The sequence below is a fragment of the Microbulbifer flavimaris genome (genome assembly GCF_001641755.2).
In the GTDB taxonomy this organism is placed as follows: Bacteria; Pseudomonadota; Gammaproteobacteria; order Pseudomonadales; family Cellvibrionaceae; genus Microbulbifer; species Microbulbifer flavimaris.
In genome coordinates this window covers 366,402-381,456 of record NZ_LRFG02000003.1, presented here as the reverse complement: position 1 = coordinate 381,456, position 15,055 = coordinate 366,402, and the positions used below count along the sequence as shown (strand labels likewise).

Here is a 15,055-nt window from a genome sequence, read left to right as displayed (position 1 = left end):
TCACGTGGTTAATGCGTAGATAACGATATTGACGGCGAACTTTGTATTGTCCACTGCCAGCCAGCGTTTGTTGCGATAGTCGTAATCCCACTCGCAGCCGAAGTCCTTGTTGCTGTAGAGCACGGCGATGCGTCCATCCACGACAATGGCCTTGAGGTAATCGTGCACCAGGTCGTCGCCCCAGCCATTCAGCTCGAAGCTGGTCACGGGCAACTCGTCAAACTTGAAAAAGCAGTGGTAAAGCTCGTGGTCGGCGGGCAACTTCTGCAGGCAGCCTTCACCGAACAGCTCCACCATCTGTGCCTCGAACGACTTGGCGAACAGGCCGTCGATATCGTGGTTGCAGTCGTCAACGAACACGAATCCACCGCGATTGACATAGTTGCGGAAATTGCGCGCCTCGGCCGCGGTAAATTCCACCAGCTTGTGCCCCGCCAGATAGCAGAAAGGGGCCAGTAACATGGCCGGGTCTGCCAGCGGTACGATGCGCTCCTTCGGGTCAACTTTGAGATTGGTGTATTCGACCAGTGAATTCAGCACATTAGACGGCATGCGCTGGTCCACATCCCAGTCGCCGGACTCATACATCAGGCGGGTGAAATAGAAATCGTAATATTCCCCGGACTGCGCACGGGGGATAGCCGGCAGCGCCAGGGCGCCGCTGGCGAGCAACAGTTGGCTGAAGAAATGCCTGCGGGAGGAGGACACGGTTACTGCTCTGTACTCAATGTGTAGCTGGACGTGAATACCCGGATCGTCATGCCGGCCCCGGCTGGCATCCAGTACTGGGGGTGACTGGATCCCGGCCGGTGCCGGCCTGACGACCTCTATTCAGGTCCGCAGCCAATTAACCGATCTTACGCTTGGTGTTGATCACATTGACCCCGTCAAAGCGTGCAGTGGAGCTGCCGTGGGACACGGTGCTCACCTGGCTCGGCTGGCCCTTGCCGTCGAAGAAGGAGCCCCCCAGACGGTAGTCGCGCTTGTCGCAGATCTGGGAGCAGGAGTTCCAGAATTCCTGCGTGTTCGACTGGTAGGCAACGTCTTCCACCATGCCGGTAATCTTGCCGTCCTCGATTTCGTAGAACAGCTGGCCACCAAACTGGAAGTTGTAACGTTGCTGGTCGATGGAGAAGGAGCCGGCACCGATAATGTAGATGCCCTTTTCCACGTCCTTGATCATCTCGTCGAGGCTCAGTTCTTCCTTGCCGGGCAACAGCGAGACGTTGGGCATGCGCTGGAACTGCACACTGGACCAGTCATCGGCATAGGAACAACCGTGGGACTTATCCTGGCCGAGCATGTGTACCTGGTCGCGGGTGGCCTGGTAGTTGACCAGGATGCCGTCCTTCACCAGGTCCCATTGGCCGGTCTGCACACCCTCGTCGTCATAGCCGACAGCGCCCAGGGAGCCGGGCTGCACTTTGTCGGCAAACAGGTTGACCTTGTCGCTGCCGTACTGGAATTTGCCGCTGCGCCATTTGTCCAGGGTGGCGAAGGAGGTGCCCGCGTAGTTGGCCTCGTAGCCCAGTACCCGGTCCAGTTCCAGGGGGTGGCCGACGGACTCGTGGATGGTGAGCCACAGGTGGCTCGGGTCCAGCACCAGATCGTACTTGCCGGGTTTGACCGACTTGGCATTGAGCTTTTCCTGGGCCTGCTGCGCGGCCAGTTTCGCATCCTCGATCATGTCGTAGGAATCGCGATAAAGCACGGTCTGTGATTGCACCTTGTCCTCGGCGCGGCCGTCCAGGTACTCAAAGCCGCGTCCGACCGGCTGGCTGAGGCCATTGCGGGTGCGGAAGCCGCCACTTTTCTTGTCCACAGCGGTGACGGTCATCGGCGCCCACAGGCGGTGAACGTCCTGGTCGATGTAAGAGCCGTCGGTGGAAGCGAAGTACTTCTGCTCGTTGACCAGGTAGAGGCTGGAGTTGATAAAGCTCGCGCCGGCATCCATGGCCGACTTGTTCACTTCCATCAGCAGGTCGATTTTTTCCGCCAGCGGCACTTGCATGGCGTTTTTCTGGATCGGCGTTTTCCAGCTCACTTCACCGAAGCCCTTTTGCTCCGCCAGCTGCACCGGTTCACTCTGGTGTTTTGAATTGGCTTTGGCGGTGGCCACGGCCTTGCGGGTGGCTTTGGCGATGCCGTCGACGGTCATATCGTTGGTGGCACTGAAACCCCAGGTGCCATTGGCAATCACCCGAACGCCCATGCCGATGGACTCGGTGTTGACCACATTCTGCAGCTGCAGTTCGCGGGTCAGCACGTACTGGTTCAGGTAGCGGCCGATACGGACATCGGCATAGGTGGCTCCCAGTTTGGTGGCGGTATTCAGGGCGGCATCGGCCAGTTCTTTCTTGACGGAAAGGTCAATGCCGTCGGTGGTCAGCTGGCTCTCGGCAATCACATTGCCGGCGAACGGCAGCATGGATGCACCGACACCGGCGCCACTCAACTGGAGAAATTTTCTTCTGTCCATGTCAGGTCCTCGTGTTGGCTGGCGCACTTAAACGGCGTCGGAAAGGCTGCTGAAGGTGAAATCGCGCACTTTCAGTGCCGGCACCATGGCGGAAAAGCCCCACATGCCCACGCGCTTGGCCTGGCCCATTTCCTCGATGTTGTTGAGCATGATCACCGGGCTCTCATTGAAGCGGAAATTCTTGACCGGATACTTGATCTTGCCGTTCTCGATATAGAAAGTGCCGTCACGAGTCAGGCCGGTCAGCAGCAGGGACTGTGGATCCACCATGCGGATATACCAGGTGCGGGTCACCAGGATGCCGCGACGGGTATTTTTGATCATTTCCTCGGTGGACTTGTCACCACCTACCATGATCAGGTTGCCGGGAGTGGGAATTGCCTCTTCCTCATTTTTCTCCGCCCAGTAGCGGCTGCGCGGCATATTGGCGGCGACACCATCCCTGACCCAGTCGATGCGCTGCAGGGCCATATTGTCCTCTCCGGACCAGGGGGTGGCCGGTACATTCGGGTCGGCGGGATCCGAGTAGATGTGTACGCGCTTGTCGAACATCTTTTCGCCCAGGCGGTTGCCGCCGCCTTTCTTGCTCATAAAGCTGCGGCCCTCATCGGCGCTGCGGGCGTTGTAGCTGTACATCATGTAACCCAGCAGACCGGAAACCGCGTTGGGTTCCAGGATCACCGTGTACTTGCCGGGTTCCAGCGCGCGGGCCTCCTGGGATTGCACGGCTTTGTCGATGGCGATACCGGAAGTGAGCGCGGTGCTCATATCGGCAAAGTCGGTCACGTCACTCTCGGCCCAGCCGGAACCGAGACCATTCTCGGTGCGCATGGTGACGGTGAAGTTGGCTGAAGTGGCAACGTGGTAGCCGAACAGTCCCTCGGTGTTGGCGACAGCGGCAAAAGAGCGGTCGTCCTCCAGGTAGCCGGCGGCAACCACCTTTTTCTTCTTGGCCGCCATGATGGAGTCGGCCGCCGCCTTGGCGCGCTGCTCCGGTGTAATGTTGGCAGTACCCTTGGCAAAGGCATTCACGTCCACGTATTTCTGCGGGCCTAGCAATGGCATGGCTTCCGGATTTTCCGGGGAGAGCTTCGCCAGCTCCTCAGCGCGGCGCATCACTTTTTCCAGCGCGGCATCGCTGAATTCATTGATGGTGGCGACACCGGATTTCTTGCCAAAGCGGGCCTCAACGGCCAGCTCGATATTATCCACAATGCCGCTAGTGGAAACGCTGTTGCGGGCGTAGCGGATATTGCCGGTCTCAGCGCCAGTCAACTGGGCGCTGGCACCATCGGCGCGACTGTATTTGAGTACCTTGTCGAGAATGCGCTTTGCTTCACTTCTGGTCAGGATTGCCATTATTTTTTCTCCGGTTACTTATTCTTTTACGGGCCCGCCCTATCAGCCTGGGGGAGTGACCCGAGCAGTGTCTTACGAAATATTACGCTTGGTATTGATCACATTGATCTGGTCAAAGCGGGTGGTGGCGCAGCCGTGGGAGACGGCGCTCACCTGACTTGGCTGGCCCTTGCCGTCGAAGAAAGTGCCGCCCAGGCGGTAATCACTCTCATCGCAAATGGCCGAACAGGAGTTCCAGAACTCCTGGGTGTTCGACTGGTAGGCGACATCCTCCACCTGGCCGACGATCTCGCCATTCTTGATTTCATAAAACAGCTGGCCGCCGAACTGGAAGTTGTAGCGCTGCTGGTCAATGGAGTAGGAGCCGCGACCAAGGATGTAAATGCCCTTTTCGACGTCGCGGATCATGTCGTCAACGGAATACTTTTCCTCGCCCGGTGCCAGGGACACGTTGGGCATGCGTTGGAATTGCACGCTGTCCCAGCTGTCGGCATAGGAACAACCGTGGGATTCGTCCTGGTCGATCATATGCACCTGGTCCCGCGTAGCCTGGTAATTCACCAGGATGCCGTCCTTCACCAGGTCCCACCGTTTCGCTTTGACACCCTCATCGTCATAGCCGACCGCGCCCAGGGAGCCGGGCTGGGTCCGGTCGGCAAACAGGTTCACCTTGTCGCTGCCGTACTGGAATTTGCCACTGCGCCACTTGTCCAGGGTGGCGAATGAAGTCCCGGCAAAGTTCGCCTCGTAACCCAGCACCCGATCCAGTTCCAGCGGGTGACCCACGGACTCATGGATGGTCAGCCGCAGGTGCAGGGGTTCCAGTACCAGGTCGTATTTGCCCGGGTCAATGGATTTTGCGGAGAGCTTGGCCCTGGCCTGATCGGCGGCGAGGATCGCATCCTCGGCCATGTCATAGGAGTTCTTGTACAGGGTCGTCTGCCCCTGGATCTTGTCTTCCTCGCGACCGTCCAGGTATTCGTAACCCATTCCCACCGGGGTGCTCAGGCCATCGCGGGTCTTGAACAGGCCGGTTTCCTTGTCCACTGCAGTGACCGTCATCGGCGCCCACAGGCGATGTACGTCCTGATCGATATAGGAGCCGTCGCTGGAGGCGAAATACTTCTGTTCGTTGACCAGGTAAAGGGAGGAGTTGATAAAGCTGGCGCCGGCCTTGAGCGCGCTGTTGTTGACCTCCATCAGGTAGTCCACCTTCTCACCGATGGGCACTTCGAAGGCGTTTTTCTGGATGGGTGTCTGCCAGGCCACCTCGCCCACACCTTTGACCGGCGCCAGCTGTACTGGCTCAACCTGGTACTTGGAATTGGCCCTGGCAATGGCGACCGCGCGGCGGGCCGCCTGGGCGATGCCATCGTCGGTCAGGTCATTGGTGGCGGCGAAGCCCCAGGTCCCATTGGCCAGCACGCGGATGCCGGCCCCGAAAGACTCGGTATTGACGATATTCTCGACGCGGGTCTCGCGGGTGATGACAAACTGGTTCAGGTAGCGGCCGATGCGCACATCGGTATAGCTGGCACCGGCTTTGCGCGCAGCATTCAGCACAACATCTGCCAGCGCCTTCTTGCGCCGCACATCCATGCCGTTTTCGGTGAGTTCCGCCGCGGTTACCCGGGTGCCGTACACCGGCAACAGGATACCGCCGGCACCCACACCGGCCAGCCTCAGGAATTCTCGTCTCTGCATGGTCCTCCCCAGCCCGGTTCACCGCAGGTCAGTGCTGCCGGGAGTATTGGTTATTGTTCTCTGGTCACCGGGCCAGTGTCCCAGCTGACCGGTATGCCCAACCTACCACAATGGTGGAGGCCGGTCAGCGCATCCACGATCGATGCAAATTTGTGGCCAAATGTCAGGTTCCACCTGACGGGAGCAGCCTGTAAAGCGGTCGTCGTTAAGGTGAAGCGAGTATCAGTTGAGTTGAGGGCGTCGCAGTCGATCGTGGGGAGCCGGAGGAGGGTGGGTGATGGCCGTAAGGGCTGGTCGGGATCGCGTCGTCTGTTGCTCAGAGGCTCGCTCGTTGACGCACCTCCTCGAAGCTCGTTTCCTGCAACAGGCGCCCGTCCCGGTATACCGGCTGCAGCAGGTTCCTGCGCTGGTTCAGTGCTTCCAGGCGGATCGTTTCCAGCTTGCCGGAGTCGCCCCTGATCAGCGCCAGGCGTCCGCGCTTGGATTTCTTCTCCGGCCCGGTCACCGGGTCTTTCCATACGTCGTGCCACTTGCCGTCAATACAGATGGCACTGGCCTTCATGGCGAAATTGAGCGTATCCCGGTCGAGCTTCTGCAACAGCTCCCCGCCCATACCAAAGGTTATATTCTCTGCGCTCATCCGCTGTTCTTTCATCGCCTCCAGTATCTGGGGGATGGAAAACCGGGAGACGCCGTCACCCTGAATCAGGCGGATGAAGTCCGGCAGTACCCGGAAGCCTTTGGCATTTTCCCGGGTACCGAAAATACGCATCAGTCGCTCGAGGCTCTCGGTCACGATCGAGGCCGGGTCACCGGAATCCGGCCGCACCACCAGGGTGCCGCCGCTGTGGATGACTTTTTGTTTCAGGCTGCCGCCCCAGATATTTTCGATCGCGTGCCAGAGATCGTAGCTGTCGCTCACTACCGCGACGACCCGGCCGGGTCCGGCGAACCGTTGCAACATATTGGCATAGGCCTGCTCCTCCCGGTCCTTGCCCCAGGCAGTCATGGTGCTGTGCTCCGCGGCGGGAATGGAAAAGGCCGGCATATCGGCACCGTAAAACCGGCGCGCTGCCACCAGTGCGGAGACGGTATCGGTGCCCTGGAAGTTCACCAGGTGCGACATGCCCCCGAGCATGGCGGATTCCAGACTGCTGGCGCCGCGGGCACCGAAGTCATGCAGCTTGAAATCGAGCCCTGCACGGCTGCCGGCAGTCTCCTCCAGATAGCGCCCAATGATGGCTTTGATGGCCCGGCTCTGGGTGGCCACGGTCACCGGATACCAGATGGCGCGAACTAATGCGGTCTCGATATAGCTGGTCAGCCAGAAGCAGCTCGGGTCGGTATTGACCACCTGCAGCATGACATTGTGCAGGGGTACCGGCGTGCCCTCGGGGACGGCGCTGATTTCCAGCGGCAGCAAGCCATCGTGCCGGTGCAGGATGTGCTCCCAGCCCTGACGGTGAAACGGCAGCCCGTGGGCGGTGAGAACCGTCTCCGCCTCGTCGATATCCCCGGCATGAACAGGCGTCAGCAGGTACTCCTTGATGAACGCCTGTAGCCCGAAAAATAGCGGCTCGGCGAAATCGCCACCGCGGCACTCGATATAGCTGCTGATATATTCCGCGCCGGGCGGATACTGCAGGAAGTGACTCGCCTTGTAGCTGTCGACATTGAGAATCAGGTTGTGCGCGGTCATGGGAATCCGATCATCCTTGGGGGCCGTCCCTTCCTCCCAGCAAAGCACAGAAGCGCTGGGGGGTGGGCGCGGCGTCAAAGCTGGGCGCGAAATGATTCGCATCGGCACGACCGTACCGGGGACATAGGGTGGTGCGAGGAAATAAACGCCAGAGAGCCTGCTGTAATGACATGTAATTGACCGGCACACTTTGGATGTGTACTTTTGTATACACGGCTTGCGCGATTGCCAGCCCTGAACTCTTCAATACTGCCGGCGGTACCAGGCAAAAAAACTACTGGTCACTGCCATGCTCAATAAGTCCCAGTCCATATCCGCCCGCCTCTCTCCCGAGGACTACGCCTACCTGATGTCCATCGATCGCAACGGTGCGGTCACCCAGAGCGAGAAAGTCCGTGAACTCATTGCGATGGCCAGGGAATCTGCCGGTGCCGGGAGTTTCGCTCTTGCCTACCTGACCTCCACAGAGGCCATGCTGCCAGTGCGCGCGCGATATGCGGAGGGCACAGAGAGAAGCCTGCTGGTGGAAGCCGTCATGGACCTTGTCTCCGAGGGGGCTGCGGCCATCCAGTCCTGTGCAAATCAGCAGGATATGGTGCCGGCACTGGAAAAGCGCGCACTGCCGGCGATTGACGCCTTCCTAAACAAGCTCCGGCTGCTCTCGCTGGCAGCAGGTACCGACAGGCCCAGCCCGGATATCGGGCAAACCCTCCGTGAATATCTGCAACCTCTTGATAAATCATCCCGCTAAAACCAAAGAAAAAGTAAAAGGAAAAACAACATGAAAGAAGGACTCGTGAAAAGAATCTCCCGTATCATCTCCGCTTCAGCCAATGCTTTGGTGGATTCCGTTGAAAATGCGACACCACAGCTGGTGATGGAGCAGGCCATCCGGGAAATTGATGATGCAATTGCTGAAGTGCGGGACCAGCTCGGCAAGGCCGAGGCTGCAAAATACCTGAGCAGCCGCACGCTGAACGACGAGAATACCCGTCACGCCAGTCTGGCAGAGCAGATTGAGGTTGCGGTGGATCAGGGCCGTGATGATCTGGCGGAAGCCGCCATCGCCAAACAGATGGACATCGAAGCCCAAATCCCGGTGCTGGAGAAAGCGATCGCCGATACCGATGGCGAGATCAAGGAGCTGAATGCCTACATCAGTGCATTGCAGGGCAAAAAGCGCGAGATGCGCGAACAGCTCCGGGAATTCGTCCGCGCAACAGAGCACGAGGCAAACGGTGCTACCGGTGGCCAGGGTGGCAGCAGTCGCGCAACCGCCGACAAGGTCGAGCAGGCCACCGGTGCCTTTAACCGCATCATGGAGGGCGCCGGGGTCCCCACGGCGGAATCCAGTGCGGACGCGACCAAGCTGGCAGAGCTGGAGGAATTGTCGCGTAACAATCGGATCAAGGAGCGGCTGGCCAAGATCAAATCCAGGACCGAAGCATAATGGCCTTCCTGCTTCAGGACGAAAACGTTCTCTTTACCGGTGCACTGGTGCTGATGTTCATGATTGCCCTCATGGAGGGCGTCATGACATTGATTGGTCTCGGAATCTCGGACCTGCTCGATAACCTGCTGCCGGATATCCATATCGATGCAGATATGCCCGATGCGGGTCCCAGTGGGGGGCTCACCAGACTGTTGGGCTGGCTGCGATTTGGTGAGGTGCCGGCACTGATTCTGCTCGTGGCCTTTCTGGTCAGCTTTGGCGTGACGGGCCTGGTCCTGCAGATGTTTGTTGCGGGACTGGTGGGTGTTCTTTTGCCCGGGTGGCTGCTGGCGATTCCGGTATTTCTATTAGCCCTGCCGCAAGTACGAGGAGTGGGCAACCTGCTGCGTCGCTTTGCCGTCGGTGACGAAACCGAATCCGTGGGCCGGAAAACGTTTGTTGGCAGGGTCGCGGTGGTGACCCTTGGAGAGGCCGCCGCCGGATCACCGGCAGAAGCGCGCTTCAGCGATGAATTCGGTACCACCCACTATGTCATGGTGGAACCGGAAGGTACGGAAACGTTCAGCCAGGGCGATTCCGTGCTGTTGGTGGAGGACCAGGGGGCCCGTTTCCGGGTGATCCGCCCCAGCAGTAAGCACCTGGTTGAGAATAACTAAAATGGAGATTAATTCAGTGATTCAGAATCTATCCAGTATTTTGATAATGGCCGGGGCCGTCTTTGTCGGCCTGCTAGTGATCGGTACCATCTTTGCCCGCCTGTATACCCGCGCGTCCAAGGAGCGGTCCTTCGTCCGCACTGGTATGGGCGGGCAGAAGGTGATTATGAATGGCGGCGCCCTGGTACTTCCTGTCCTGCATGAAATCATTCCGGTCAACATGAATACCCTGCGCCTGGCAGTCTCCCGCAAAGAGCATCAGGCACTGATCACCAAGGATCGTATGCGGGTGGACGTGCTGGCTGAATTTTATTTGCGGGTGAAACCGGATACCGATGCCATCGCCAACGCGGCGCAGACCCTGGGTATACGCACCCTTGATCCCGAAGCGCTCAAGGAAATGATCGAAGGCAAGTTTGTCGATGCCTTGCGTTCCGTTGCCGCCGAGATGGAGATGGCGGAACTGCACGAACAGCGGAGTCAGTTCGTACAGAAAGTGCAGCAGGTGGTTTCCGAGGATCTGTTGAAAAACGGCCTGGAGCTGGAGTCCGTTTCACTGACAGGCCTTGACCAGACCCACAAGGAATTCTTTAACCAGGACAACGTATTTGATGCGGAAGGCCTGGCCAGTATGACCCGCTCCATCGAGGCACGCCGGAAAGAGGTCAACGATGTCGAGCAGGAAACCATGGTGCAGATCGAGAAGAAAAATCTCGAAGCCGAGCGCCAGAAACTCGAGATCGAGCGGGAAAAACGATATGCGCATCTGGAGCAGCAGCGCGAGGTAGAGAACCGCGAGGCAGCTCAGAAATCCGATATCGCCAAGGAACATGCGGCACAGGATCGCGCTGCGCGCCAGGCTGCCATTGAGGCCGAGCGCGAGGTGGATCAGTCACGCATCGCCGCCGAGCAGGCTACGCGGCTGCTGGAGATCGAGAAAGAAAAGCGCCTGCAGGAGCAGGAAATCGAGAGAGAGAGGGTGCTCGAAGAACAGCGCATTTCCAAGCAGAAATCTCTCGAGATTGCCGAGCAGGAGCGCGCCATTGCCGTTGCGGAGAAATCCAAGGAGCAGTCCGTTGCCGACCAGCAGGCGAACGTCGCACTGGCTGAGGCCGTAAAAGCCGAGGAGCAGGTGCGCACGGCTAAAGATGTGGAAGTCGCCGAGCGTGACAAGCACATTGAAATCATCGAGGCACAGAAAGAAGCAGAGCGGCAGGCCACAGCGATCACCGTGGCCGCCGAGGCGGAAAAAGCCGCCGCCGACGACCGCGCCGAAGCGCTGCGACTGCAGGCCTCTGCAGAGGCCGAGGCCATCCGCATCAAGGTCGAGGCGGATCGCGAGAAATACGCCGTGGATGCGGAAGGCCAGCGGCTGATGAACGAGGCCTTCAACAGCCTCAATGAAGCCCAGGTCGCGCTGAAGAAAGTCCTGAGCCTGCATGAGAACCTGCCCAACATCATTCGCGAGAGCGTCAAGCCGATGGAGAGCATCGACGGTATGAAGATCATCTCCGTGGAAGGCCTCAATGGTGTCGGTAGCTCTGTCGGCGGAGGCATTGTCGATGGAGACGGCGAGGGCAAGAGCCAGAGCCTGCCGGAGGCGTTGGTGGGCAGTGCCCTGAAGCACCGCGCCATGGCCCCTCTGGTGGACTCCCTGCTGAAGGAAGCGGGTGTAGGCGAGCTAGGCAAGGTAGCGGAAACAGAGACCTGACCCCCTCACGCTGACTACAGACTGACTCTACGCATAATGCGCATACCTATTGCCTATATGAACGAAATCATGTTGGAGCGAACCATGAAGAAACTGATATTAACCATTCTGCTGTTGCTGCCGGGATTATCACTGGCTGACGATGATCGGGCACTCGCATCGGTCACGGCTTGGTTGCAGCTGGTCGACAGCGGCGCTTATGCCCAGAGCTGGGAGCAATCCGCACCGATGTTCCAGCAACAGATCTCGAGCGAGGGTTGGCGGGCGGCTCTGAAAAGTGTCCGCCAGCCCCTTGGCTCCGTTATCTCCCGGGATGTGGAGTCCCGCAGTGAACACAACACTCTTCCCGGTGCCCCAGATGGTGAGTACGTAGTGGTGACCATGGCCAGCAGCTTCGAGCACAAAGCTCGGGCAACGGAGACGATCACGTTCGCGAGAGTCGGCGGTGAGTGGCGTGCCGTGGGCTATTTTATCAAGTAGTTGGAATCGGCCCGCACCAGTGGCTGTCGGGGCGAAGGAGGGGCGCAAGTCAGCGCACTTTACTGCTGGCGCCAGTGGCTAATCACGGGGCGGGTTCTCCATGGAATACAAAGACTATTACCAGATCCTCGGCCTGGAGCGGGATGCCAAACAGGATGAGATCAAGCGCGCCTATCGCAAGCTGGCGCGCAAGTATCATCCGGATGTGAGCAAGGAAGAAGGCGCGGAGGATCGCTTCAAGGAGGTGAGTGAAGCCTATGAGGTGCTGAAAGATCCGGAGAAGCGCGCCGCCTACGACCAGGTCGGCTCCGGTTACCACGCCGGAGAGGATTTCCGGCCACCCCCGGGTTGGGATCAGGGTTTTGAATTCCATGGTGGCGGCTACACGGAGGCCGACCCGGAGGCATTCAGCGACTTTTTCGAGAGCCTATTCGGTCGTGCCGGGTTCTCCCACGGATTCGGCGCCGGACAACGGCAGCAGTTTCATGCTCAGGGGGAAAATACTCACGCCAAAATCGCCATCGACCTGGAGGACAGCTACCGCGGGGGCACGCGCCAGATTACGCTGAAACACTCGGAGTTCGGTGACGACGGCCGCCCGCGACTGCGGGAGCGCAAGCTGAACGTCAAAATTCCCCGAGGGGTTACCGAAGGGCAGCAGATCCGGTTGGCCGGCCAGGGACAGCCGGGTATCGGTGAGGGCAAACCGGGCGACCTCTTTCTGGAGATTTCGTTTAACCCACACTCCCTGTATGAAGTGGACGGTAAGACTGTCTATCTCAACCTGCCGGTATCTCCCTGGGAGGCCGCATTGGGCGCGAAAGTGCAAGTACCGACCCCCGAAGGCTCGGTGAATATGACCATCCCGGCCAATAGCAAGAGTGGTGGCAAGCTGCGGCTGCGCGGGCGCGGTATACCTGCCAGGGAGCCCGGCGACCTGTTTGTGGTCCTCAAGGTCGTCGCCCCTCCGGCTCATAGCGAGGCAGAGAAGGCCGCATATCAGGCGTTCAGCGACGCCTTCGAGTTCAATCCCCGCAGCGATATGGGAGGCTGACAATGGTTCAGAAAAAAGTGACAGCCCTGAGCGGAACGTTGCTGGACGAGCAGTGCCTGCTCACCCTGAGTGAACTTTGCCGAGCCTGTGAGTTGCCGGCAGAAGAGGTCATGGCCCTGGTGGAGGAGGGGGTCATCGAGCCCGCCTCCGGGAAACCCACGCAGTGGCGCTTCAGCGCCGTGAGTATTCGGCGGGTACAGCGCGTGCGCAGTCTCAAGCGGGACCTGGGTGTCAATATGGCCGGCGCTGCGCTCGCCGTCGAATTGCTCGAGGAAATCGAACGCCTGCGTGCAAGGCTGAAGCGACTCGAGCGGGAACGTTGAGCCCCCGCCCGGCGCGCATTCAGCCCGCAGTCGCGGCGCTGGTGATCTCGTGGATCAGGAAGGCGTTGTAGATAATGTAGGCAAGCAGCAAACCGGCGCCCTCAAAGCGATTGATTCGGCCCTGCCGGCCGCGAAAGCCATAGGCGAAGATAAACAGGGCCACGGTCAGGCCCACGACCATGGGCCAGTCGCGGGTAATGACCTCTGCCGGCACATCGGACATGGGTGCGATGGCGCCGGCGATTCCGACCACTGCCAGCAGGTTGAACATATTGGAGCCGACGACGTTGCCGATGGCGATGTCGTGCTCCCCCTTCCTCGCTGCAATGATCGTGGCCGCCAGCTCTGGCAGCGAAGTCCCCAGGGCGACGATGGTGAGGCCGATGATCAGGTCGCTCACACCCAGCGCCTCGGCCACATTGACGGCTCCCCAGACCAGCATTCGCGAACTGACCAGCAGCAGGAGAAGGCCGGCCACCAGCCAGAATAGCGCCCGTCCCAGGGGCATGGCGTGTTCCGCAAGTTCGCTCTCTATCTCTGATTCCACGATGTCGCCCTTGCCGCGCAGGGCCGAAATGATGGTCCAGATGATGAGGCCGAAGAATCCACCCAGCAGGACCAGGGATTCCCAGCGAGCCAGCTCGCGATTCCACAGGAACGCTCCGGTCAGGCAGCTGATCGCCAGCAGCAATGGCAGCTCCTTGCGCACGATCTTGGAGTGCACCGCCAGGGGCACGAATATTGCCGTCAGGCCCAGTATCAGCCCGGTATTGGCGATATTGGAGCCGTAGGCGTTACCGATGGCAAGCCCGGGGCTGCCGTCCAGCGCCGCCATGGCGGAGACCACCATTTCCGGCGCCGAGGTACCAAAGCCCACGATCACCATGCCGATCAACAGCGGCGGCATACCCGCGTGGTTTGCAGTCGCGGCTGCGCCCTCCACGAAACGATCGGCGCTCCAGACCAGCAGGGCGAAACCGGCAATGATGGCGGCGAGGGATAACAGCATGGAGTTTCCTTGGTTGGTTGAGCGTGGGCGCGCCGTGCAAGCGAAGTCTAGCTCGCCAGCCGGTACGGCTTGGGGGAGGGATTGTACCGATTGTCTGCCGATGGGAAAGCCATGCCGGCAAGGGTCCGATACAAAGCGCGGAATGTGCGGTCGTTGTTCTACAGTTTTATGAGTCAATTGCGCTCAGCAGGGAGTACTCATGAACAAGAAACTATTACTCGGGGCCTTGATCGGCGCCGGCATGTCATTGCTCAACAAAAAGCGGCGCCAGCAGGAAAATCCGAAGTTGGATATGCCGCCGCCGGACTTTTCCCGCGTACCGCCGCCCAACCAGCGCGGAGTTCAGTCGGATAGTGCCAGCCTCGACGATATTTTCGGCAAGCTGGGTCAGGGCGGTGCCACAGCTACCCCCGGCGGTGCCGGTGGTACCGCAGCGGGGCCCGGCGCCGCCGCAGCCGGTGGTATTGGAGTCTTTGCCGAGATCGCGCGGCAGGTTTTCCAACAGATGCAACAGCAGTCCGGAGGACAGAAGCCGGGCGGTGCGCAATCCGGTGGTCAACCCGGAGGTGCCTTGGGCGATATCCTCGGCCAGATCTTTGCCCGCAACAAGGGCAAGTTTGCCCAGCCCGGCGGCGGTGCGAAAGCGCCCGACTCCTCGGGCCAATGGGGTGCGGGCCTCTTTCAGTTTGTCGATGAGGGTGATCGCGCGGACGAGCAGGCAGACCTGATGTTGCGCGCCATGGTTGCCGCCGCGCAGGCGGACGGGCGTATCGATCCCCAGGAACAGCAGAACATCGTCGGCGCACTGCAGGAGCAGCTCGATCCTTCGGAGCTGGATGAATTTCGCCAACTACTGGTGCAGCCGATAGACATGGAGTCCATCGTCAGCCAGGTGAATGATCCCGCCACCGCATTCAATCTCTATCTCGTCTCTGCCATGACCATCAATGAGGATAACCCGCGGGAAAAGCAGTACATGGACAGCCTGGCGGAAGAGCTGGGGATTTCGGAGCGAGCGGCGCAGATTATCGAGCAGCAGGTTCCCCGCTAGGACCTCCTGCACATCCTTTCACTCGGGGTGCGACCTGAAGGTCACTGCCACTCCGCGGCAGCTCTGGTAAAGAAACC

Annotated in this window: 14 protein-coding genes; 8 read left to right on the top strand and 6 right to left on the bottom strand. The window is 59.7% G+C overall.

Annotated features, from left to right (window positions below; genetic code table 11):
• The 5 genes from AWR36_RS10795 to AWR36_RS10775 form a co-directional block, all read right to left on the bottom strand.
• Nucleotides 1-708, bottom strand: a complete 708-nt coding sequence (locus AWR36_RS10795) for a DUF4159 domain-containing protein (protein WP_197409262.1) — start codon at nucleotides 706-708, stop codon at nucleotides 1-3.
• Between the two features lie 139 nt (nucleotides 709-847).
• Nucleotides 848-2,479 (bottom strand): TldD/PmbA family protein, encoded by a 1,632-nt coding sequence (locus AWR36_RS10790; RefSeq protein WP_067084649.1) that lies wholly within the window; start codon nucleotides 2,477-2,479, stop codon nucleotides 848-850.
• A 27-nt stretch (nucleotides 2,480-2,506) separates the two neighbouring features.
• Nucleotides 2,507-3,838 carry a TldD/PmbA family protein gene (locus tag AWR36_RS10785; protein ID WP_067084647.1) on the bottom strand — a complete coding sequence of 444 codons (1,332 nt, stop codon included), beginning with the start codon at nucleotides 3,836-3,838 and terminating at the stop codon, nucleotides 2,507-2,509.
• A gap of 72 nt (nucleotides 3,839-3,910) precedes the next feature.
• Complete coding sequence (locus AWR36_RS10780; protein WP_067084644.1) at nucleotides 3,911-5,542, bottom strand: TldD/PmbA family protein; 1,632 nt, start codon at nucleotides 5,540-5,542, stop codon at nucleotides 3,911-3,913.
• 316 nt (nucleotides 5,543-5,858) lie between these two features.
• Complete coding sequence (locus AWR36_RS10775) at nucleotides 5,859-7,241, bottom strand: nicotinate phosphoribosyltransferase (protein WP_067084642.1); 1,383 nt, start codon at nucleotides 7,239-7,241, stop codon at nucleotides 5,859-5,861.
• A 289-nt stretch (nucleotides 7,242-7,530) separates the two neighbouring features.
• Here AWR36_RS10775 and AWR36_RS10770 point away from each other — a divergent pair, with 289 nt between their 5' ends.
• The 7 genes from AWR36_RS10770 (at nucleotide 7,531) to AWR36_RS10740 (ending at nucleotide 12,918) form a co-directional block, all read left to right on the top strand.
• Entirely contained in the window at nucleotides 7,531-7,992 is a 462-nt protein-coding gene (locus AWR36_RS10770) for a hypothetical protein (protein WP_067084640.1), read from the top strand.
• 30 nt (nucleotides 7,993-8,022) lie between these two features.
• Nucleotides 8,023-8,691: a PspA/IM30 family protein gene (locus tag AWR36_RS10765; protein ID WP_067084637.1), complete on the top strand. Its 669-nt coding sequence runs from the start codon at nucleotides 8,023-8,025 to the stop codon at nucleotides 8,689-8,691.
• Complete coding sequence (locus AWR36_RS10760) at nucleotides 8,691-9,350, top strand: YqiJ family protein (protein WP_067084635.1); 660 nt, start codon at nucleotides 8,691-8,693, stop codon at nucleotides 9,348-9,350. The genes AWR36_RS10765 and AWR36_RS10760 overlap by 1 nt, the downstream gene beginning before the upstream one ends.
• A 16-nt stretch (nucleotides 9,351-9,366) precedes the next feature.
• Nucleotides 9,367-11,061, top strand: coding sequence for a flotillin family protein (locus AWR36_RS10755; RefSeq protein WP_082679564.1), 1,695 nt, complete (start codon nucleotides 9,367-9,369; stop codon nucleotides 11,059-11,061).
• 84 nt (nucleotides 11,062-11,145) lie between these two features.
• Nucleotides 11,146-11,541, top strand: coding sequence for a DUF4019 domain-containing protein (locus AWR36_RS10750; RefSeq protein WP_067104676.1), 396 nt, complete (start codon nucleotides 11,146-11,148; stop codon nucleotides 11,539-11,541).
• Nucleotides 11,542-11,641: 100 nt separating this feature from the next.
• Nucleotides 11,642-12,595 (top strand): DnaJ C-terminal domain-containing protein, encoded by a 954-nt coding sequence (locus AWR36_RS10745; protein ID WP_067084628.1) that lies wholly within the window; start codon nucleotides 11,642-11,644, stop codon nucleotides 12,593-12,595.
• 2 nt (nucleotides 12,596-12,597) lie between these two features.
• Nucleotides 12,598-12,918 (top strand): chaperone modulator CbpM, encoded by a 321-nt coding sequence (locus AWR36_RS10740; RefSeq protein ID WP_067084626.1) that lies wholly within the window; start codon nucleotides 12,598-12,600, stop codon nucleotides 12,916-12,918.
• 19 nt (nucleotides 12,919-12,937) lie between these two features.
• On the opposite strand, the gene AWR36_RS10735 is transcribed toward AWR36_RS10740, so the two are convergent.
• Entirely contained in the window at nucleotides 12,938-13,927 is a 990-nt protein-coding gene (locus AWR36_RS10735) for a calcium/sodium antiporter (protein WP_067084625.1), read from the bottom strand.
• Between the two features lie 199 nt (nucleotides 13,928-14,126).
• On the opposite strand from AWR36_RS10735, the gene AWR36_RS10730 reads away from it, so the two are divergent.
• Complete coding sequence (locus tag AWR36_RS10730; protein WP_067084624.1) at nucleotides 14,127-14,978, top strand: DUF533 domain-containing protein; 852 nt, start codon at nucleotides 14,127-14,129, stop codon at nucleotides 14,976-14,978.
• Nucleotides 14,979-15,055: the final 77 nt, after the last annotated feature.